Genomic DNA, 21,751 nt, shown 5'->3' with positions numbered 1-21,751 from the left:
ATTTCCAGTCCAAGCGCCTCTGGAGCCCAACTCAGCGTAGGAATGAATGGCGGGGAATTTCAGCTTCACTTATGAGATACTTCCTCGAAACTGTCTACGTTTGAAGCGCTCCCGCCATTCATTTTGGAGCGGACAGTCAATCCCCCTTGCGGGGCGGAGGCCGAAGCGTAGACTGGAAATGCGCTTCTTTCCCCCACTACAGCTACGAAAAAAGCTTCCTCTTTAATTCACAAAATTTTTCCCATAGTAAATCTCGTCCATCTCTATCTGCAATTGCTTCGTAATATCCTCCTGCTCCTCTGGTGTCAGCCTATCCTTCGTGTATCCAAACAAATAATTGTTCAGATCAAATTCCCTGCGTTTGCATTTCGTGTGGAAAATATTATCTTGGTACACATTCACATCAATCATGTGGAACAATTCCTTAATTTCCTCGGGAATATAATTTTGGATAGAACTGATGTCGTGATCGATAAACAGCTTATATCCATGGATATCCCGGGTAAAACCGCGCACCTTGTAATCAATTGTCATCAGGTCTGTATCAAACGAACGAATTAAATAATTGAGCGCTTTGAGCGGGGAAATTTCGCCACAAGTCGACACGTCGATATCGGCCCGGAATGTACTGATGCCCTCTGTTGGATGGTACTCTGGATACGTATGCACCGTAATATGGCTCTTGTCCAATTGCAGCACCACATTTTCAGGCAAAGGTCCGGGGGATTCCTCATAAGATTCAGTAGGGACTTCTACAACAGGCCCCTCGGATACAAGAAAAGTGACGCTCGCGCCTTGAGGTACATAATCTTGCTTGGCCACATTCAGTACATGTGCGCCGATAATATCCGACACGTTTTTCAGGATACTCGTCAATCTCTCTGCATTGTATTGTTCATCTATGTATTCGATATACGCTTCCCGTTCCTCTTTTGTTTTCGTGTAGCAGATGTCGTACATATTGAAGCTGAGTGACTTGGTCAAATTATTGAAGCCATGCAGCGTAACGTTATGTTCTGTTTTTTGTTCCAAGCGTCATTTCCCCCTGTAGTAGCATCCAAAACTCGGTTTGTCTTACTTTTTCCTCTATCTCGTTCATAAATACCCATTACTTTTGTCCTATTAAAAATTGATTCAATAGCATCAGGGAAACTTAGCAGAATATGGTTCTAATCCCTTGGGTTTAGTGATAAAATATCGAAGTGTGTCAAAATTTAGAAGAAAGGGGGAAATTATCATGCATTGGTATACAAGCGTATTGAAACAATACGTCGCTTTTGCAGGAAGAGCTAGACGTCAAGAATATTGGATGTTCACTTTGTTCAACATCATCGTATCTCTGGTAATTGCTCTCGTAGACTCATTAATTGGTACTGCATCTGTTTTGGGCTATATCTATTCACTAGCAGTATTACTGCCTAGTTTGAGCGTAACTGCTCGCCGATTGCACGATACAGGAAGAAGTGGTTGGTGGATGCTTCTTGGGTTAATTCCTTTTATCGGTGCAATTATCTTGATCGTTTTCATGTGTCAAGACAGCCAGGGAGACAACCAATACGGTGCGAATCCTAAAGCTTCGCAATCATTCTAATGTCTCTATCGCCTCTCCTCATAAGGGAGAGGTTTTTTATTTTTAGCTCAAAGAACTCTTTTGCCATGCTCGTCCCTCCTTTGTTTACTTGTGACACACCCACCCCCTTTTTGTACTGACTATTCAGAAAACAAAAACCCCGTCGGAAGACTTCTTTGGAATACCAAGATGTGCTTAGGACAGAATAGAACTGTAAAAACGCCCAAAAGGAGGATTGTACGATGAATAAACAGACGCTGGCTGCCCATGAATCACTGGATATTCATGAAGTACTCAACTTCAAAACACTCTGTCTCGCCAAATCCAAGCTGATGCAAGGCATCGTATTCGATCAGGATTTACGAGCGCTGATGCAAAAAGACGTAGAACAATCCTTGCAAGCAATCGAGGAGCTTCAGGCTATTTACAAGAACGCACCCTTCCAGGCACCGATCCCGCAAACTCGCCCGACCCCCATCATAAACTGAAGGTGAAAATCCGATGAACAACGATTATCAAGATCCCATAAATGCGTTAAACATGCCGGAGAAAGCAGATATGACTTTTGCTATGGACTTCCTCATTCGTGCCAAGGAAGGCGTCCGAAACACAGCAATCGCTCTGACTGAAACCATTACTCCGGAAGCAAGAGCCGTATTGCGGAAACAACTCCACCAAGGAATTGCTCTCCATCAAGAAATCGCCGAGCTGATGCTCAGTAAAAAATGGTTCCATCCCTACGAGCTTCATGAACAGTATCAACTAGACCACCTCTCAGCCTTGGAAACGATCCAAATCGGGCAAATGAACCTTTTCCCTGAAGATACTTCGCGAAAAAGCATGTTCGATCGGACACCAGATGAACACCACTGATGGAGGAACTTATCGATGAAAGCTGTTACATACCAAGGCATTAAAAACGTAGTAGTAAAAGAGGTGCCCGATCCGAAGCTTGAAAAACCCGATGATATGATCGTGAAATTGACAAGCACCGCCATATGCGGATCCGATCTCCATTTAGTTCATGGCATGATCCCCAATTTGCAAGAGGATTATATTATCGGTCACGAACCAATGGGTATTGTCGAAGAGGTTGGCCCTGGTGTAACCAAGCTGAAAAAGGGCGATCGCGTCATTATTCCATTTACGATCGCTTGCGGCGAATGCTTTTATTGCAAAAACCATTTAGAAAGCCAATGTGACAATTCAAACGAGAATGGCGATATGGGTGGTTTTTTCGGATATTCCGGTACAACTGGCGGTTATCCTGGGGGACAGGCAGAGTATTTGCGGGTGCCGTTTGCGAACTTTACCCATTTCAAGCTACCTGAAAACTGCGAAGTAGAGGATGAAAAGCTGTGCTTGATTGCCGATGCCATGCCAACTGCCTATTGGAGCGTAGATAACGCAGGTGTCAAAGACGGGGATACCGTGATCGTTCTGGGCTGCGGACCCGTAGGTCTTCTTGTCCAAAAGTTTTGCTGGCTGAAAGGTGCAAAACGTGTGATCGCGGTTGATTATATCGAGTACCGCCTGCAACATGCAAAACGTACGAACAACGTAGAAATCGTTAACTTTGAGCAAAAGGAAAATATCGGTAACTACCTGAAAGAAATCACGAAGGGTGGCGCTGATGTTGTCATCGATGCTGTTGGTATGGATGGAAAAATGTCCGACCTGGAGTTTCTAGCGAGTGGCTTGAAGCTGCAAGGAGGCGCTATGGGGGCAATCGTCATCGCTTCCCAAGCAGTCCGCAAAGGCGGTACGATCCAAATTACCGGTGTTTATGGCGGGCGCTATAATGCCTTCCCTCTCGGAGACATCATGCAGCGCAATGTCAACATACGTTCCGGACAAGCTCCTGTGATCCACTACATGCCCTATATGTATGAGCTCATTACCACCGGAAAAGTCGATCCAGGCGACATCATCACGCACGTCATTCCCTTGGGTGAAGCAAAGCGTGGATACGAAGTGTTTGATACGAAAACGGACAATTGCATCAAAGTCGTTCTAAAGCCTTGATCAAATGATGGGAAGGAGGGGACCTCTGCGATGAGTTACGGATTGCACGAACAGCTTGAACTGCATGAAATTGCTACTTTTAAAACCATTTGCATGACCAAGTCCAAGACAATGCAAGGCCTCGTTTCCGATGAGACGTTGAGACAGCTTTTGGCTGACGATGTTCTCGTATCCACCAGACAGCTTCAGGAGCTGAGCTCTCTACTGACAAAAGCAAATTCATAGGGGGACAAACGCATGACTGGCATTCTTCAAAGCTTAGCTGGTATGGGTGGCCTGACGGATCAAGTAATCGCCATGGACCTTCTCATCTCCGCAAAGAGCGGTGTACGGAATTATGCGATGGCACTGACAGAAACAGGCACCCCAGAAATTAAGGCAACACTAACCAAGCAATTGGAAGAAGCAATCGATTTGCACGAAAAGATCAGCCTATACATGATTGAGCGAGGCTGGTACCATCCATGGAATATTGCCGAGCAGATTGAATTGGATCAGCAAAATATCCAGACCGCGTTACATCTTCCGTGAAGTGAAGCACCCTTTTTGGGTGCTTTTTATATTTTGTCTACTATTCGACAATATCTCCTAAAGTAAAAGGGATGGTCATCCTATAAAATGGTATATATAGGCATTTTTAGGGAGGAGCGATAATATCTATCTCATAGCATCCACTCGATGAGCGTTTCAGAGCTACATTACTATTGTCAAGAAAGGTTGATGTTCATGTTTAAGAAAGCCTTGATCATCCTGACATTAAGCTCAGTTGTCGCTGTACCATGTTTAGCCGCAGAAGCCCATGGGGCCGCTCTACCTTTACAGAAGAAGGCGCCAGCCTCCGCAAAAACAATAATCAAAAATGCCGCATTTGGTCAGGAAGTCTGGGTCATGCTCGGCTCCCCTATTCCAAGCGGATGGGTCGTGATCAGAAGTACCGGAACCATGAACCTGATTAAGGATATGAACAATGCTCCGGCTGGTTACGAAGTTTGGGTCATGCTTGGTTCCCCAATGCCACCTGGATGGGTCGTCATCAGAAGTACCGGAACCATGAACCTGCTTAAAAATCTGAACAGCGCCTCTTCTAATGAGGAGGTTTGGGTCATGCTCGGTTCCCCAATGCCACCTGGATGGGTTGTGATCAGAAGTACCGGAACCATGAACCTGCTTAAAAATCTGAACAACGCTCCCTCTAATCAGGAGGTATGGGTGATGCTAGGCTCGCCTATTCCTGACGGATGGATTGTGATCAGAAGTTCTGGAAATATGAACCTGATCAAACGTTTAGGCTAATCAGACCAATTGGATAACTGTATCCATAATAGATAAAAACATAGCATCCTCTCATCTACAAGCTGACGTCGAAACTCCATCGACATCAGCTTGTTTCCTTTTCTTTTTGGCCATAGGCTGGGAAAGCTAAAAGTGCACGCCTGGTTTGCTTACTTCGCATTTGGCGGAGTGTTACTCGGTGGAATCGTTGCTTTTGAACCAATAGAACGATTTCTAGCTGCACCTAGACCAAATACAAAGAGCAAGATTGACGCACAAACCAAAAGTAGAAGGGGAACCGTCCAGCTATCCGTTGCATCATGCAGATATCCGAAAAGGGTCGGGCCTATTGCGGCAAGCAGGTATCCAACTGATTGAGCCATACCGGACAGCTCTGCAGCCTGTTGAGCATTCTCTGTACGTAAACCAAAAAACATCATCGATAAACTAAATGCAAAACCTCCACCAATTCCGAGCATGATGATCCACCAAACAATGAAATTCGCGCTACCGTAAAGTAATCCAAGCGTTCCCATTAAAAGCAAAATGGCCGTAATCGTAACTAATAAACGTTGGCTGGACATACGCCCAGCGATAATCGGAACGATAAAAGTAAAGGGAAGCACGGCTAACTGCATAACGGATAGGAACCAACCAGCTTGATCTGAACTTATTCCTTGCTGTTTTAAGATTTCAGGTAGCCATGTAATTAGTACATAGAAAAACGTAGATTGGAGTCCCATAAACAAGGTTACTTGCCACGCTAGTGCGGAACGCCATATATTCACACTGCTATCCGCCGATTGATTTTGAATCGTGGCTGTTTCCCTATTGCGGCGTTTCATTTGAGGTAACCAAAATAATACAGATACCAAACTAAGAATGGCCCATATTCCCAACGCCCCTCGCCATCCAACTCCTAATCCAACTGCAATGGGAACACTAATACCAGATGCAATTGCCCCTAATAAATTCATAGAAATGGAATATACACCAGTCATTAAACCAATTTGTCTAGGAAACTCCCGCTTTATAAGACTTGGCAACAATACATTAGAAACGGAAATTGCCAATCCAAGAACAGCGGTACCGATATATAAAGTACCGATTCCTGAGAAAGAACGCAAAATAACCCCAAAAGTAAGAAGGATGATGGAAATTAGAATGATTCCTTCTACTCCAAACCTTCGTCCTAATTTAGGAACAATAGGAGAAAAAAGTGCAAAAGCTAATAGGGGCAACGTGGTAATCATACCTGCCAGCGTATTCGAAATATGAACATCGTCCCTAATAAGACCAACTAGAGGCCCCACTGAGGTTAAAGGAGCCCGTAAATTGGCTGCAATAAATATGATTCCTACAATAACCACCCAAACTGCTGATCTGGCAACATTTGGTTTTGATTTCATCTCTTGCGTGCTCATCATTTTCCCTCTTTGTCTATTAGATTGGATACAGGAGTTCATTAGCAAAAGTATATTATAATATACTTTTTAACAAATTACGTATACTATAATATAAAAAAGACCCTCTAGCAACCATTCGGTCGATAAAGGGTCATAGTCGTGGTAGTCTATGAACATACAAGGGATCGATATTAAACCCCGTATTTCAATATAATATGGAGCACAACAAGCTCGTCGGACTGATTTATATAGGAATGCGTGCCATCTGCACAAAAACTAATCGAATCATACTGATTCAAGACGTATGACTCATTATTTACATGGATGGAAAGGGTTCCTGACATGACCGTCGCAATTTCCGTTGTATTGTGGTGATGCTTCTCTGGATAGTATGAGCTATTCGGCTGTAAATAAGCTCTACACGTTTCAATTTCATTACTTACGTTTTGAAAGATTGGCTCAATGACCCAATCTTTATTATCCCCAGCAATTCTGAGTCCCTTCCCAGCTCTGGACAGATTTACACTGTTCTCGGTTGAGAATAACGCCAAGAGTGGGATAGATAAGCATTTCGAAATTTTCCATAGCACCCCGATTGTTGGGTTGGTTTCTCCACGCTCAATATTTCCAAGTGTCAGCTTGCTCACACCGGATAATTCTGATAAATCTTCCAGGCTCAAATGCTTCTCTTTACGAATTTTTTTTAATACCCCTCCAACCTGTAAAACAACTTGTTTAGGATCATCGGTTTCTGGATTCACGTTAAGCCTCCCTTTACCATAACAATGAAAACTATAAAAAATAGGCTAGTAGCATTCCTATACGATAGTGATGAAATCATACTAAATATACCAGATCATCAATCATAACATTCATTATGCGTATTATATTATACTTTGATCAGGTCTGTTTTCTCTTATCTTCTGCTCGCATTCCTCTGTTACTAGGCTTACATCCAACAAGTGCCCTATTCCCTTATCAACTTGCTAATTTGAGAGTCATACTCCTCTGGTTGAAACGTCATACTTGGTACTTTTTCAAGCCACTCCACTTTTGTCCCTATATTTTCAAAACTTTTAATCAAGTCTTCCCTCGTGCATTGGTCGATACCCATTCGCTCCCACTTGATAGTGCCCTCAAACCTTACAACTTCAGCGATAATTAATGTGCACCACAAGTCACAATCGTCGGGACACATCAATATGGGAAGCATTTCTCTCTGCTTGAACGAAAGATATCGGCTTCGTACAAAAGCCTTCTCTCTTGGTTCATCTATCCAGTCTAGAATAGTCGGAATCAATCCGTCCAAATGATGATCTGGGTAAAAAGAATGAACAATAACATCAAGTGGGACCTCATCAATCAAGACACGCTCGTGTTCATTATCGCAGTATTTACTTGTCATCTTCTTCACTTCTATTTTATTCAGTGCCAACCGAGTAACCCTCCATCCACGGCTCCGCCGAAATATAATAAAACCCTTCCTGTCAAAACAGAAAGGGCCTTCTCCAGTTGGTCTGCTACTTAAACCAGCCTTTTTCCTTTGAATGCATAATCGCCTCGATCCGATTGCTCACACCGAGCTTGTCGAGAATGACGGAGATGTAATTCCGCACAGTCCCTGTCGTAATGTACAGCTGACTGGCAATCTCCTTGGTGTTCTTCCCGTCAGCGACCAAAAGCAGGACTTCCTTTTCCCGCTCCGTCAGCGGATTCTCCTGCCCGTATGCCTCATCGACCAGCTCAGGCGCATAGATCCGCCGCCCAGCCATAATGCTGCGAATCGAGCTAGCCAGCTCTTCGCTCGGGCTGTCCTTGAGCAAGTAGCCGTTTGCTCCTGCCTTCAGAGCTCGTTCGAAGTAACCGGGGCGAGCAAAGGTTGTAAGAATCATCACCTTGCACCCGCTGCCTTTCAATTCCTCGGCAGCGTCTAATCCACTTTTGACTGGCATTTCGATATCCATAATGCAAATGTCGGGCTGATGCTGATGCACGAGCTTGACCGCATCCTCACCATTACTTGCTTTTCCGACGACCTTCATATCCTCTTCCAAATCGAGCAGGGAAGCAAGGGCTCCCAAGAGCATTCTCTGATCCTCTGCAATGACAATGCGAATCATCTTCCCGCCTCCTGTTCCGGTTGTTTGAAGATGTTGGGTACCCGGATCACTAGCTGTGTTCCAGAGACTGAGGACTGGATTTCCATGCTTCCGTTGACAAATTCCAGCCGTTCCTTCATCCCACGCAAACCGTTGCCCCGGTAAACCAATTCCTCCGCCATTCCAATGCCATTATCCGTTACGCTTACAACGAGATCGGTACGAGTGGGTTCGATGACAATGGAGGAGGCAGTGGCATTGCTATGCTTCACAATATTGTTGACCGCTTCTTTCAGGCACATGCAAAGCACGTTTTCTGTCATCAGCGAAGTATTGGTCAGATTCGTGTCGCCTTCCAGCACGAACTCAATATCCGCTGCCTTGAAAATTTGTTTGATCCGAAACATCTCATCCTCAAGCCGCGTCCCACGCATTTGTGTGACCATTTCCCGTACTTCTTTCAAAGCGATTCGCGCCGTTTGCCTGATTTCCTCCAGCTCCGTTCTCGCAAGAGCAGGATTTTTGTTGATCAGCTTGTTCGCCAAATCACTTTTCAACCCAATCAGGGAGAGCTTCTGCCCCAACGTATCGTGCAAGTCACGGGCAATGCGTTGGCGTTCCTCTAGCTTGACCAGCTCTGAAATCCGCTTGTTCGCATGCTCCAGCTCTCCCTGGAGCTTCTCGCGCTTATTCCAGTTGTACGTGGTCACGGGCAAGAGAATGACAGCAACCATGCTAACCAAAACAAACGGAAGCTGGCCAATCAATTGCGCGTTTTTGGTGAAAAAACCGATGTTGACCGATATGGCGGTACTAATCAAATGAACCGTGTACAGCGTAACAAAGCCGATCTTGTTCTCGATATTCCCGATAAAAAACGCCAAGAAGAGCGAGAAATACACATAGCCGAACATCAAGGTCATGGCGATGGATATGATGATCTGCACACCCGTCCAAAAGTAAATCAGCCAGCCCTTTGACAGAAAGGAGAAAACATAGCAAATGAAAAACAGAATGATCATGATGATTCCGATCACCGCTTCGTACGTCGAGGATGATCGGAAGATGAAATAGAATGGCAGGATGTAGAAAACAACCCACACATAAGGGCTCAAGCCCGTATTTTTTTGAAGAATGTGATACCACTTCTGCTTCTGCATGATTGCCCACCTTTTCTTCGCCACTCTCTCAAGTGTATCGGAATTCAAAGGTTTATGGCAGGCTTATTTTCCTTCCAAACTCGGTTTGGAGCCTTGAAGTGCATCCATGATCGCTTCTGATCGAGCAGCAGTCAATCGCTTGATGCCTTTAAAGCTCACAAAGCGCTTGTTGCTCTCATCCCATAAATGAAAACGCAGGCACTGCACGCTGGCCGCCAGTGTAATCGTTGTCGCCTTCTGAAGCGGTGGTGTCTCGTTATGTGCTTTTTCCAGGTTGTAATTCGGTACCCGTGGGCTTAAATGATGGACGTGGTGAAAGCCAATATTGCCTGTGAGCCATTGCAAAACCTTTGGCAGCTTGTAGTAGGAGCTTCCTTCTACTGCTGCTTTCACATAGCTCCACTCTTCTTCGTTCTCAAAATACGAATCCTCATACGTATGCTGTACATAAAACAGCCAAATCCCAAACAATCCTGAGACAAAAAAGATCGGACCTTGAATCAACAGAAATGCTTGCCAGCCAACCGCCCAGATTAAGACCGCATAAAGACCGACCAGCAGCAAATTCGTCAGATACGTATTCAACCGCTCTTTGCGGCGAGCACGTTTTACATTAAAACGATATTGGAGCAAAAAGACAAAAATAGGTCCCAAGCCAAACATAACAATCGGATTACGATACAGCCGATAAGCAATTTTACGCCAGATAGGAGATTCGAGATATTCATTAACAGTCAACATCCACAGATCGCCTACGCCTCGTTTGTCGAGGTTGCTGCTCGTTGCATGGTGAATATTGTGACTATTTTTCCACTGTTCATACGGAACGAGGGTAATCACACCAGTAATCGTCCCCACAATGTCATTCGCCCGACGATTTTTGAAAAAGGATTGGTGGCAGCAATCGTGGCAAATGATGAAGGTACGGATGACGAAGCCAGCTGCAACAATGACGATAGGCAGCGTCAGCCAATAGGACACAGATAGACTGAGATAAGCTCCGTACCAAAGCAGAATCAGCGGAACTAACGTATTGATTAGCTGTCGGATACTCTTTTTCATGTCTGATTTTTCAAAGGGGGCAACATTCTTTTTCAACTCGGCAATGTTGGCTTGATGCATCAATCGTTTCCTCCTCGACCGAAGCGCATGAGACGTGGAGTGCGCCGGACACTATATTCTATCTATATTGTAGAAAATAGCGTCTGGCCGCTGTAGTCATAAACGTCAAGTCGGAGACATGACAAATGTCATGGTTGAACAAGCGACTTGAAAATTTAAGGTACATAAACTAAGCAACCATCCCATACCATATTATGCCAAGAAAAGACCCCATCCATACTTCGGATGAGGTCTCTCGCTTTGACGCCGTATTGTTCTTACTTCACATCGAGGCGCTTCACGATATCTTCGAGCAGCAAATTCGCTGCCTTGATGCCGCCTGCTTTGTTCCAAACCGTTTCGTCTACTTGGTAAACTTGATTGGTCTTCGCCACATTCAGAGATTTGAAAACCGGGCTTTCCATCCATTTTTTCGCGTTGTTCGAAACATCTTTAGATTCTTTCGTTGGCTCCGTTACCCAGTAGAACAGGATGTCCCCATCCATAGCGGACATACCTTCTTCACTAATCATTTCTGCAAAGTTGTTTACGTCCTGGGAAGCTGGACGTGCGAGTCCCAGTTGATCGAGCAACACACCGCTAAAGGTATCTTTTTGATAGATTTGTACACCTTTTTTGGAGAATTTTGCTACGGATACTTTGGTAGAAGCTTTCGGACCCAGCTTTGCTTTCGCAGCAGCTACACGATCATCGAATTCTTTCAGGACTTGTTCGCCTTCCGACTTCTTGTTTAGTGCTTCTGCATAAAGCATGAAGTTGCTTTTCCATCTGCCGGACAGCTCTTCTGAGAATACGGTTGGAGCGATTTTGGACAGTTGATCGTAAATCTTTTCATGACGTACTTTGTTCCCGATGATCAAATCAGGGCTCAGGCTTACAATCGCTTCGAGATTCGGCTGGTCTTCGAAGCCCAACACTTCTACACCTGTCATCTCATCCTTGATGTGAGGATACCAAGGATCTTCATCCCATGACTGTACAGCAGCGATTGGCTTAACGCCAAGTGCAAGCAAGGCTTCGGTACCTTCATTTGTTAAAATTACCACGCGTTCTGGTGTTCCCTTGATCGGAGTGGTACCCATTGCGTGTTTCACTTCACGTACTTCATTGGAATCGGCTGGTGCTGATGTTGGAGTAGCCTCAGTCGTCGTTCCTGATGCAGCTGGCGCTTGTTGAGCTTGATTGGCATTGCCTCCACAACCGGCAAGGACAACCAGCAAGCACAGCGCGAAGAAGCTGGTCATGATGTGGCGCATGGTACGTAAACTGGTCTTACTTTTCATATCGAGAGAGCCCCCACTTCTACTTATCAACTTAGTGATAATAATTATCAATTGATAGTATATAGAGACTCCTCTTACTTTTCTATGGACGTGATTGTCTAATTCCCATGGACCAGATTACCCCTGTGCAACCTGGAGAAAATACGCTTTGCTCCTTTGAATCGTATGCTCTCTGCCAAACGGTCCCCATGGGTCCCATTCGTGATTGGCGGGATGGTACACTTTGTTTTCCCTCACCGCACGCATGTCTCTCCACAACGGGTTGTTCCACAGTGCTGCCACATGCTCCCGTTCACTCCAGAACACGATGATTCGCTCCGGGTTTAATTCGATCAGATCGTTGAGCGCATTTGGTATATAGGCCGCGTGGGTCACATTCGGATCAGGCGCAAATCCAAGCTTGTGATAAAACAAATCAGCGAGGGCGTGCCCCTCTACACCATATAGGCGCACCTCATCCGCAAGGACGCGAATCATCGTCCATTCACCCGTGCGTGTAACCGGCAACAGTGCATCTCTTGCTTGTTTTTCCACGTTATCGATGTGCTTGATGATTTTCTCTGCCTGACTCTCTTTCTTGAAGAGCGTCGCCAATCTGGTCTGGTAGTCAATCCAATTCGGATAACCGTCAAAAAAGACCGTTCCTCTTATTTTCTCCCAGTCTCCTGCCTCCCGATTGTGGAAAAAGTTCATCCTGACAATCACATCAGGCGATAACGTTAAAATTTCTTTCGGATCGATCAGCTGCTCTGCATTCAATGCTTTTGTCCCGCGCAGCTTTTGCTGTAAATAAGAAGGAAAGCCCGTCCTCGTTTCAAAGTAGCTCGGGAAGGAGGGGGCAGCAATCGGCTGAATTCCCATCGCAAGAAAATGATCCTGCAAAAACAGCTTGCTGACCACGACTACCCGCTGGTCACTTTGCTTCATATAAATTTGCGGCGACAATCCTTCGCGTTTTTTGAAGAGTCTACTAAAATACAGCTCATCGGTATAACCTACGTTACGAGCTACATCCTTCACGCTTCCTCCAGAATGGGCAAGCAGCTCCTTGGCATGCTCCATCCGCAGCCCAGTCAAATACTCCCCGGGTGTCATTCCCGTCACACGTTTGAAAGCACGGCAATAAGAGCTGGGGGTCAACCCCGCCAGACTCGGCAAGCTTCCCAATTCCAGTGACTCTCGGTAGTGTTTTTGCATGTAGGCAATGGTCTCCTCAATCGTTCCAATGCCCTTTTCCTCTTTCTTTTTCTGTTCATCATAAACAACACCAAGCAGCTCGTAGAGCAACGCTTGGCTCCGCAAAAAAGAAGAGTAATCCCGTTTTCGTGTTAATTGCGAGAGCTCTTCCAATACCGTCAGAAATGAGGCGGGTGTAGAGACAGCCAAAGCCTCGACTTCTTTCCTCTCGGGAGCGCTCTCGTGCTGATCGCGTCTCGCTTCTGCGTAATGCAGTCTGTATATGTGCAACGGTCCTGATTGGCACCGCAATTCTTCTATCTTCGTCGTCGGGTGCAACAACAAGAGCTTTCCGGCGTCGAGCACCTGCTTTTGACCATCAACCGTCATCTCTGCTCTTCCTTCTGCCACATAGCAAAGGACATGGGTGTTTATCTCCACCTGACGCAGGTGAAAATTTTTCAATCGCTGTTTGCGAAAGGCGGTCATCAAAAAGCCAGGATAATCTTGATTAATCGTCAACGGATTCACATCCTTCTATCACCGGAAATAGCAAGAAAAAGTAGACAAGCTGATTGCCGGAATCAGCCTGTTCTACTTTCATCATGTTGGAGATCTTTGTATTTGGCAAGTGCTTGTGCTTGCCTACGTCTATTGTGAGGGACGATTCGAACGGAACATCAGCAAAAACAGATAGGGCGCGCCTAGCAATGCCACCACGACCCCCGCCGGAATATCTTTCGGAATCATGACGATCCTTCCTAGCAAATCAGAAGCAGCCAACAATACAGCTCCAAACATGGCTGAGACGACAACTGCACGGCGATGATGGGGGCCAACCAGCATACGTGCTGCATGTGGAGCGAGAAGACCGATAAATCCTACGGCTCCGACACTGGCAACTGCCGCTGAAGCGAGCAGCACGGCAATGACTGCCACAGACAACCTCGTCACCCGCACCTTTAACCCTAATCCAGTCGAGCTCTCGTCGTTAAATGACAAGAGGTCCACCCGACGTCCTAACCACCACGCGATCGGTGCTAAAACGAGGATCGTTGGCAACAGGCGGCCTACTTCCATCCATCCCCGCCCGTATGTACTTCCTGCCAGCCAAGTGAGTGCAGGCGCTGCCAAGATCATCGAATGTACGATTAAAATATTAATAAGAGCGGCACCTGCGGCAGAAACCGCAATTCCTACTAGCGTCAAGATGATTGGATTGAGTCCCCTTCTCCAAGAGACTGCATACACAATCGCAGCAGAGATGATTCCCCCTGCAACAGCCCCAAGGGGCATCCAAGCCGAGAATTGAGGAAGCACGAGGAGCACGATAATCGCCCCTACACCCGCACCACTCGTGACACCGACAATCTGCGGATCAGCCAGTGGATTACGTACTGCACTCTGCATGAGACTTCCGCTGATCGCGAGTGCTACACCTGCCAACATCGCTGTCAACAGTCGCGGCATCCGAAGCTCCAACACCAATTGACTGTACATCTCGTTTCCTTGTCCCATGAAAATGGCGATGATCTCCGTCCAGGGCAGGTACAAGTTTCCGCTAGACAAGCTGAGCATCCAAACAACCACGAGCAGCACCGTAAGCATAGACACAATCAATGGATACGAAACTTTGCGTTGTGCTCCACCGACACTCATCGAGCCTCCAGTCCCAGCAGTCATACTGCGCGAGACACGCAAAGCCAGCCAAATCAACCATGGGCCACCAATAGCAGCCGTGATGGCTCCTGCCGGAAGTTCACCATAATGATTGATGAACATACGTGCAATCGTATCAGAAGCCACAAGCAGCGCTGCCCCCCAGATGGCACATAACGGCAGCAGCCATCTATGCTGGGTGATGCCTGACAATCGCACCAGATGCGGAGCCACGAGTCCGATGAAACCGATTGGACCTACCACACTGACACTAACGCACGTAACCAAAATCGCAATAAACATGGTGAAAAGCCGTGTTTTTGCCACCTTTTGCCCCAATGACTTCGCCGTTTCTTCATTAAGGCTAAGTACATCAAGCTGCCTGGCCATAAAAAAGCTGATTAAAATCCCAGCTACAATCCAAGGCCAACTGAATTCTACACCCGACCAGTCATTTTGCTTCAGGGAGCCCGAGCCCCAGAGGAAAATGCCATTTGTCGTTTCTTCGTTAAACAAGATGATGGCACTCGTCAAGGAGGAGTACACCAAGGTGACGATCATCCCGGATAATGCCACACGCACAGGCGTGCCTTTTCGCCCGCCAGACATGAAGTATACGGTAACGGCTGCGAGTATTCCGCCCGCCATCGCAAATGGAAGCGGGTGGTCATGCAAGAATGATGGCCAAAAAACCATCCCGAACACCACGAAGAAATAGGCACCCGCATTTACTCCCAATGTCGTTTCCGAAGCGAGCGGGTTTCGTGTCACTGTCTGCATCAAAGCTCCGGCAATCGCCAATGCTGCACCAGACAAAAGCCCCATGACCGTTCTCGGAAGCCTGACACCTTGTATCATATGGTGATCGGAAATGTCCTGCGGAGCAATAATGGCCTGTATAACAGAACGCAGAGAAATGTCTGCCATCCCCTGTGTCAAACTGACAAATGTAAGCACTAACAGAGCGACAAGTCCACTCCCTAACATCAAGAACAATCTCCAGCCCCCTCTTTGTGAGGAAGTGGCTGGAGTGATGTCAGTTCGTGTGAACATTTTATTTTGGGCTAAACTCATTATTTTGCCAACAGATCAACAGCTTTATTCGCAAGAATCTTTGCAGACATGGTACCACCATACGGCCACAAATCTCCGCCCAGCGCATAGACGCGATTTTCTTTCACAAAAGTAAGGCCGTTCCAAACTGGGTTGTTTTTCAATTGATTCTCAATCACGTTGTCATCATTTTGAATGATATGGAGGAAATTCGCATCCTGCAACGCTGGAAGTGCCTCTACATCTGCCAGTGTCATTCCTGTTTGCTCAAATTTCTTAGGCTTATACTTATTTGTCAGACCAATATTTATCAAGATGCTTGCTGCTGTAGAGTTATCCGTAGACAAACGGAATTCTACTGCATTTTGGCTGCTGTAGCCCATCGCGAGGACAAATGGAACTTTATCTGCACCAGCTTTGGTTAGCTTTTCTTTTGCTTCCGCATAAGTCTTGTCGAGGTCTTTCAAAGCAGCTTCGGCTTCTGCATTTTTACCCGTAATATCCGCAATTTGCTTGAAAATCTCGATCATTCGATCATACTGTGATCCTTGACCTTCAGTAGGATTCGTATCAAAAGCAATCGTTGGAGCAATTTTGCTCATTTCGTCGTAATTGGCTTCTACATTTCGTTTAATGCCGATAATCAAATCTGGCTTCAACATCATGATCGATTCCAGGTTCGGGGAAGTACGACTTCCTACATCCACTACTTCCGGGGCAATCTCCACCGGGAGTTTGACCCATTTTTTCATATTTGGAATATCTGCAATCCCTAAAGGCTGAATACCAAGAGCCAACAAATGCTCTGCTGAGCTCCATTCCAATGCAACGATACGCTTAGGAGTACCTTTGATAGTCGACTCTCCCATCATGTGCTTCACTGTGCGCACTTGCTCTTCTGCCGGTTTCGCTGCGTCAGGCTGAGCTGTAGCAGCTTGGTTGGAACCAGATTGTGCAGTTGACCCCGCATTGCCGCAAGCAGCGAGTAACAGCATCGCAGACATAAATACAAGCATCACTGGTAGTTTTATAAGACGCATGAAAAAATTCCCCCTTACTTTTCTAGGTGTTACATCGAATGAGAAAGGATGATGGACATAATTTCCAATCAACCATAGATTATGATAATGATTATCATTATCTTTGTCAACAGTGGGATGTGTTGAAAATCTTAATAAAACAGCAGCGACCTAAGACCTGAAAAAAAGTCTTAGACTCGCCGCTGTTTTATTACGCTATCGATCCCGTTAGTTGAACGGTGCCTCTAGGTTTAAAGGCGGAGGCTCTTTCTAGACTTAAGTCCAGTTCTTATTCAAGCCAAAGTCCGTTACCAAATCTTTCTAACCACTGTACGATTAATGTACAAACGGTCACATAATTTAAAATGATGATCTGTTTAGCATGCAGAAGAAAGGAAGATAAACGTTTGAACAACAACATAAAGTTAGCAATGATTCTCCTGGCCGCTGCCAGTATCGGAATCGCTGGATGTACGAAGGAATCCTCCGTCACTAGTACACAAAGTTCGTCCCAGCAAAACGCTTCTATACCGACGAACGCAATTGTAAATTCAGAAACATCGGACATTAAGAATGTCTCGAATGCAGTAAATGGGGATATTTCTCAAATAGATGTAACTAACATTCATTCCCTAAAAATTCAAAGTAACGCTGCTATAGTTAAAGTCATAGGAGACAAACAAATCAATCATGCTGAATGGGAATTATCCAAGGGCAGTTCAAAAGGAATAGATACCAACGTGACTACATCGATCCAAGATGGAACATTACAGATTATGCTTAAACAGGAACAAAAGAAGTTGATAAATACGGATCCATTGCCATCCTTAACGATCCATCTTCCTTATAAAGACTTCAAATCCCTTGAGATAGATAATGAAGTTGGCAACATATTCATTGAGTCAGAATTGTCGGTCCAACATTTAAAAGTGAGCAGCAATGCTGGCAACATCACCGTAACGGATGTCATTGGCAAGGAAAGCAGTAACATATCTACTAACCTTGGAAACGTCGAATTCGCTCTACCGGATCAATTAGCGCCTCTATATGTAAGTTTATCAACTGAAATGGGTAATATTGATAATCAGGTTAATCTTGAAAAAGCAACAAATACCACATCGGTTGTTTCCAAAGAACTCCATGGATATGTGGGTGAGGCTCAATCCGAGAATGCAACGCTCAACATTTCCACACAAGTGGGCGAAATTCTATTCAAAAAATAAGTGTCATCATCGTACCAGGCTTGCCATAATCATGATCAGGCCTGGCCTTATGGTCGTGATAAAACGTAAAGGGGCTATCTAGAAAGTCAGTCTACGCCGACTTTCTAGATAGCCTCAACAGGTTCAGTCTACAACACTATTCTTAATTCTCTTGCTTCTTCGTAGGAATAATCTCTCCCGTTTTCGCATCTATTCCAATCGTGATAGATTGTTTGGGATCTTTTCCAGTAAACGTAAGGTTATATCTGCTAAATTTGCCTACAAAGTTGTCTACAATATTGGCACTTGAAATCACATAGGATTTTGCTTCTGGATGTGAGGCATAGAATTTATCTACCCCGGGTTTTACATTTGGGTATGATAGAACTGTAGCAGCATCCAATGATTGTATGGTATAGCTGAGGTTCCCCGTTTTCGAATCTATTGCAAAGTGAAAAAAGTTTTTTGAATCTTTTTCAAGTCTAATAACATACTTATCATACTCACCTTTTGAAACCACATCTTGATAAGCACTGATCTCATAAGATTTCGTTTCTGAAAACTGTGCATAGACGTTATCGATTGCTGCTTTCACAGCCTTGTCGGCAAGAGCTTCGGAAGCTGAGAGCTTTTTGTAAGTTCCTGCATACAATTCTTGATTTTGAGCTACAGTCTTTTGAGTTGGGTTTTCATTTGCACTTACTACTAAAGCTCCAGATAGGGAAATCGCAGTAGCCAATCCTAAAGCTGCCAAACGTACGGATGTTTTTTTAAGGTTTATTTTCATACCAATTCTCCTTCGCGTTTATGATTTCTTTCCTAGGTATAAGTTAGAAAAAACTTCTAAAATATATAGTGGGATAAACTTAAAATTTTTATTAAAGTTCTTTATAACAGAAGAAGCGCTCCATAAAAAAGAAAAAATCCCCCTCTAATGAGGAGGATTGATTCTCTTAAAATTACGCTTCTTTTGGCAACACAATTCCACGATAAAGCTGAACTGTAATGTAATAGTAAATCGCATAGATCACAACGAAAATCAGCGTTGGAATCCAGATGTTCAGGTACGGATCCAAAAGGATGAACGAGAACATCTCCATACCGATCAATACGTGCATCAGACCGATGATCGCCGGGAAAATGAATACCATGAACAGCTCTTTATAGATCGAACCTACGAGCAACGATTGACGTACGCCGATTTTTCTCAGCATGCTGTAACGATCTTTGTCACGGGAAGCACCGGACAAGATTTTGAACATCAGGCAGCTCGCCATCATCGCCAGGAAAGCAATTCCGAGGAAGAAGCCCATGAACATCGTTCCGCTTGTGAAAATATACATCCCCGCATACGTGCTGTATTTGGAAGAAGTGTATACGTCTTTCGCTTCCACATTTGTGATAGACCCAATCAGTTGCTTTTGACGTTCATCCATGGCTTTTAATTCCTGTGTGTATTTCAAATAGTCGTCAACCTGGGCAAGGAGAACCTTGTGTTCACTTCCAGCAGTTTGCTCATATTTCGTCTGATCCACAACCAGAACAGATTTACCCTGAATCATCTGGTAGTTGATAAAGTTGGTGAATATCGCTTTGTCCCAATCCTCAGGAATAGCATCGTATTTACCTTTGTCATCTTTTGACGAACTAACGATATACGTCTCTTTCGGAAGCGGATCAGTCACAAGTTTTGGCTTGTTGTCAGCAGAGTAATTTTGAATGCTGTTCGTGGAAAGCAGCAACGGATTTGCCAGCAAGTCTTCCTTCAAGTAGTAATACGCCTTGTCGTCGACTTTGTATCGATACGTATGTTGCTCCAGGACGTTCATTTTTTTCAGTGCCTGATAATCCGCTTCAACCGGATCATGCAGATTCACGTCATACACATGGAACACCGTGGTAAACAAATTGACGTTTTGCTGGAAGGCCAAGCCCCCTGCCATCGCCCCGACACCAAGCCCGATCAGCATGGCTACTGTACCGAGGATTTTGGTCAGGTTGTTTACCCGAAAACGCAGCTGAGCAAAGGTGAATGCGTTCAACTTGCTGTCATTCAGCTTTTTATTTTTCTTCAAAGCCTGTACAAGAACTGGCAACAGCGAGATGAAAATCAAATACGTCCCGATGGTGCATGAAATCGCCCCTACAATAAAGCCGAGTGCTTGCAGGTACATAAGCAAGTGCAAGCATGTATAGCCCAGAGCCAACAGGATCACGCCAAGGATAGCGACCAAAATGGCTCCGATTCCTTTTGACTTGATTTGGTCATTTTGTTGCTCGGCACGGATGAGTGTGAGCTCAGATGCACGAGCCAAACGAGCAGCATTGATCGTAGATGTGATGATAAACAGAATGAGGAAGAATCCCCATGTCACCCAAACCGCTGGCAGATAAAAAGGATAGTACCCATCTGTCGAAATCTCCAGCAGATTCATGAGCAGGACGCCGATGCCGCTTGCAAGTGCAATACCAACCAGACTACCGATCACCAAGGAAATGATCCCCATCGTCAATGTTTCCAGGAACAAAATTTGGCTGATTTTCCCCTTCTTCGCCCCTAAGACCATGTACATTCCAAGCTCTTTGCGCCGCAGCGAGAGTAGGAATGAGTTGGCATAGAAAATATAGAAAATCGTGATAAACGCCAGCAGGAATGCCCCTACATTGAAAACGATCTGAATCGAAGAAATCATCGCGTTGTTTTTCGTGTAATCAGAATTGAGGGCAAGCGTCTGGAACATGTAAAAAATCGAAATGGAGATGACCAGACCCACGAGCAGAACCAGATAGTCCTTCATCATCTTCCGCATACTGGACAAGGATAGCTTGAAAAGCATGAAACGTTACCTCCTAGCGTACATCATGTGATGCACCTAGCTCGGCAAGTACATCCAGAATTTGTTTGAAAAATTGCTGACGATCTCCCGTACGTTGAATCTCGGTGTACAGCTTGCCGTCCTGAATGAACAAGATCCGTTTGCAATAACTCGCAGAAAAGGCGTCATGCGTAACCATCATGATTGATACTTGGTGGTTCTCGTTCAAATCCGTCATCGTTTCCAGCAAGCTTTTCGCATTCTTCGAGTCGAGGGCGCCCGTCGGTTCGTCCGCCAGCAAAATCGCAGGATCATGCACAAGTGCGCGTGCTGCCGCGGCGCGTTGTTTTTGTCCCCCGGAAATTTGAACCGGATATTTTTGCAAAATCTCTTCGATCCCGAGTGTTTGTGCTACTTTACTTACTTTGGTGTTGATCTCTTTGGAAGGGACACCTTGCAGAGACAGCGGCAATGCAATGTTTTCATACACGGACAAATTCTCTAGCAGGTTGAAATCTTGAAAAATGAAGCCTAGCTTTTGCGAACGAAAATCTGCGAGCTGATTACGCTTCATCTGTGTAATGTTCGTTCCCGCAATCTCAATAAAGCCTTCTGTTGGACGATCCAGTGTGGAAATCACGTTGAGCAAAGTCGTCTTACCCGAACCGGATGGCCCCATGATTCCCACGAACTCACCTTTGTCTATGGTCATCGATACGCCCTTTAAGGCATGCGACTGGCTTTCACCTTTTGTCCCATATATTTTTTGAACGTCTTTCACTTCTAGTACAGCAGTACTCATTCTTACGTTCCTCCATTCTATCTATTGGCTAGCGCTCGTTGTTTCGGTCGCTATTAACTGTAACCAAATTCCAGAATAGGAGCTATT

At 45.2% G+C, this 21,751-nt stretch carries 22 protein-coding genes; 8 read left to right on the top strand and 14 right to left on the bottom strand.

The features are described from left to right. Positions 1 to 222: 222 nt before the first annotated feature. The gene (gene speD / locus BBR47_RS04395; RefSeq protein WP_012684545.1) at positions 223 to 1,032 is read right to left on the bottom strand and encodes an adenosylmethionine decarboxylase; all 810 of its coding nucleotides are present in this window, start codon (positions 1,030 to 1,032) and stop codon (positions 223 to 225) included. Positions 1,033 to 1,237: 205 nt separating this feature from the next. On the opposite strand from speD, the gene BBR47_RS04390 reads away from it, so the two are divergent. The 7 genes from BBR47_RS04390 (at position 1,238) to BBR47_RS04360 (ending at position 4,888) form a co-directional block, all read left to right on the top strand. After that, on the top strand, positions 1,238 to 1,591 hold the full coding sequence (locus BBR47_RS04390) for a DUF805 domain-containing protein (protein WP_012684544.1): 354 nt from the start codon (positions 1,238 to 1,240) through the stop codon (positions 1,589 to 1,591). Between the two features lie 221 nt (positions 1,592 to 1,812). After that, positions 1,813 to 2,058 (top strand): hypothetical protein, encoded by a 246-nt coding sequence (locus tag BBR47_RS04385; RefSeq protein WP_012684543.1) that lies wholly within the window; start codon positions 1,813 to 1,815, stop codon positions 2,056 to 2,058. Positions 2,059 to 2,071: 13 nt separating this feature from the next. Further along, the gene (locus tag BBR47_RS04380) at positions 2,072 to 2,443 is read left to right on the top strand and encodes a spore coat protein (protein WP_012684542.1); all 372 of its coding nucleotides are present in this window, start codon (positions 2,072 to 2,074) and stop codon (positions 2,441 to 2,443) included. A 15-nt stretch (positions 2,444 to 2,458) separates the two neighbouring features. Next, positions 2,459 to 3,595 (top strand): zinc-dependent alcohol dehydrogenase, encoded by a 1,137-nt coding sequence (locus BBR47_RS04375; RefSeq protein ID WP_012684541.1) that lies wholly within the window; start codon positions 2,459 to 2,461, stop codon positions 3,593 to 3,595. A 30-nt stretch (positions 3,596 to 3,625) separates the two neighbouring features. After that, a complete protein-coding gene (locus BBR47_RS04370; RefSeq protein ID WP_012684540.1) occupies positions 3,626 to 3,820 on the top strand; it encodes a hypothetical protein in 195 nt (64 codons plus the stop codon). 12 nt (positions 3,821 to 3,832) lie between these two features. Next, entirely contained in the window at positions 3,833 to 4,126 is a 294-nt protein-coding gene (locus tag BBR47_RS04365) for a spore coat protein (RefSeq protein WP_012684539.1), read from the top strand. A 195-nt stretch (positions 4,127 to 4,321) separates the two neighbouring features. After that, positions 4,322 to 4,888: a hypothetical protein gene (locus BBR47_RS04360; protein ID WP_041749778.1), complete on the top strand. Its 567-nt coding sequence runs from the start codon at positions 4,322 to 4,324 to the stop codon at positions 4,886 to 4,888. 149 nt (positions 4,889 to 5,037) lie between these two features. On the opposite strand, the gene BBR47_RS04355 is transcribed toward BBR47_RS04360, so the two are convergent. The 10 genes from BBR47_RS04355 to BBR47_RS04310 form a co-directional block, all read right to left on the bottom strand. Next, entirely contained in the window at positions 5,038 to 6,291 is a 1,254-nt protein-coding gene (locus BBR47_RS04355; RefSeq protein WP_012684537.1) for a CynX/NimT family MFS transporter, read from the bottom strand. A 173-nt stretch (positions 6,292 to 6,464) separates the two neighbouring features. Continuing rightward, complete coding sequence (locus tag BBR47_RS04350) at positions 6,465 to 7,034, bottom strand: helix-turn-helix domain-containing protein (protein WP_012684536.1); 570 nt, start codon at positions 7,032 to 7,034, stop codon at positions 6,465 to 6,467. A gap of 206 nt (positions 7,035 to 7,240) precedes the next feature. Continuing rightward, complete coding sequence (locus BBR47_RS04345) at positions 7,241 to 7,708, bottom strand: hypothetical protein (protein ID WP_041749243.1); 468 nt, start codon at positions 7,706 to 7,708, stop codon at positions 7,241 to 7,243. Between the two features lie 85 nt (positions 7,709 to 7,793). Continuing rightward, on the bottom strand, positions 7,794 to 8,393 hold the full coding sequence (locus BBR47_RS04340) for a response regulator transcription factor (protein WP_012684534.1): 600 nt from the start codon (positions 8,391 to 8,393) through the stop codon (positions 7,794 to 7,796). After that, complete coding sequence (locus tag BBR47_RS04335) at positions 8,390 to 9,532, bottom strand: sensor histidine kinase (RefSeq protein WP_041749242.1); 1,143 nt, start codon at positions 9,530 to 9,532, stop codon at positions 8,390 to 8,392. The genes BBR47_RS04340 and BBR47_RS04335 overlap by 4 nt, the downstream gene beginning before the upstream one ends. A gap of 63 nt (positions 9,533 to 9,595) precedes the next feature. After that, entirely contained in the window at positions 9,596 to 10,654 is a 1,059-nt protein-coding gene (locus tag BBR47_RS04330) for a fatty acid desaturase (RefSeq protein WP_012684532.1), read from the bottom strand. A 257-nt stretch (positions 10,655 to 10,911) separates the two neighbouring features. Further along, the gene (locus BBR47_RS04325; protein ID WP_012684531.1) at positions 10,912 to 11,937 is read right to left on the bottom strand and encodes an ABC transporter substrate-binding protein; all 1,026 of its coding nucleotides are present in this window, start codon (positions 11,935 to 11,937) and stop codon (positions 10,912 to 10,914) included. A gap of 117 nt (positions 11,938 to 12,054) precedes the next feature. After that, positions 12,055 to 13,644, bottom strand: coding sequence for a helix-turn-helix domain-containing protein (locus tag BBR47_RS04320; protein ID WP_231850556.1), 1,590 nt, complete (start codon positions 13,642 to 13,644; stop codon positions 12,055 to 12,057). A gap of 120 nt (positions 13,645 to 13,764) precedes the next feature. Further along, positions 13,765 to 15,825 (bottom strand): Fe(3+)-hydroxamate ABC transporter permease FhuB, encoded by a 2,061-nt coding sequence (gene fhuB, locus BBR47_RS04315; RefSeq protein ID WP_081437218.1) that lies wholly within the window; start codon positions 15,823 to 15,825, stop codon positions 13,765 to 13,767. Between the two features lie 20 nt (positions 15,826 to 15,845). Then, complete coding sequence (locus BBR47_RS04310; RefSeq protein WP_012684528.1) at positions 15,846 to 16,865, bottom strand: ABC transporter substrate-binding protein; 1,020 nt, start codon at positions 16,863 to 16,865, stop codon at positions 15,846 to 15,848. A 386-nt stretch (positions 16,866 to 17,251) separates the two neighbouring features. Here BBR47_RS04310 and BBR47_RS04305 point away from each other — a divergent pair, with 386 nt between their 5' ends. After that, positions 17,252 to 18,067: a DUF4097 family beta strand repeat-containing protein gene (locus tag BBR47_RS04305; RefSeq protein ID WP_041749241.1), complete on the top strand. Its 816-nt coding sequence runs from the start codon at positions 17,252 to 17,254 to the stop codon at positions 18,065 to 18,067. Between the two features lie 142 nt (positions 18,068 to 18,209). Here BBR47_RS04305 and BBR47_RS04300 read toward each other — a convergent pair whose 3' ends face one another. From BBR47_RS04300 to BBR47_RS04290, 3 genes are all read right to left on the bottom strand, one after another. Further along, entirely contained in the window at positions 18,210 to 18,833 is a 624-nt protein-coding gene (locus tag BBR47_RS04300; protein ID WP_012684526.1) for a hypothetical protein, read from the bottom strand. A 172-nt stretch (positions 18,834 to 19,005) separates the two neighbouring features. After that, the gene (locus BBR47_RS04295) at positions 19,006 to 20,883 is read right to left on the bottom strand and encodes an FtsX-like permease family protein (protein ID WP_012684525.1); all 1,878 of its coding nucleotides are present in this window, start codon (positions 20,881 to 20,883) and stop codon (positions 19,006 to 19,008) included. 13 nt (positions 20,884 to 20,896) lie between these two features. Then, complete coding sequence (locus BBR47_RS04290; RefSeq protein WP_012684524.1) at positions 20,897 to 21,664, bottom strand: ABC transporter ATP-binding protein; 768 nt, start codon at positions 21,662 to 21,664, stop codon at positions 20,897 to 20,899. Between the last annotated feature and the right edge of the window lie 87 nt (positions 21,665 to 21,751).

Origin of the sequence: Brevibacillus brevis NBRC 100599, assembly GCF_000010165.1 — a bacterium.
Lineage (GTDB): Bacteria > Bacillota > Bacilli > Brevibacillales > Brevibacillaceae > Brevibacillus > Brevibacillus brevis_D.
The sequence above is the reverse complement of the archived record's forward strand: the minus strand, read 5'-3'. Positions and strand labels throughout refer to the sequence as shown.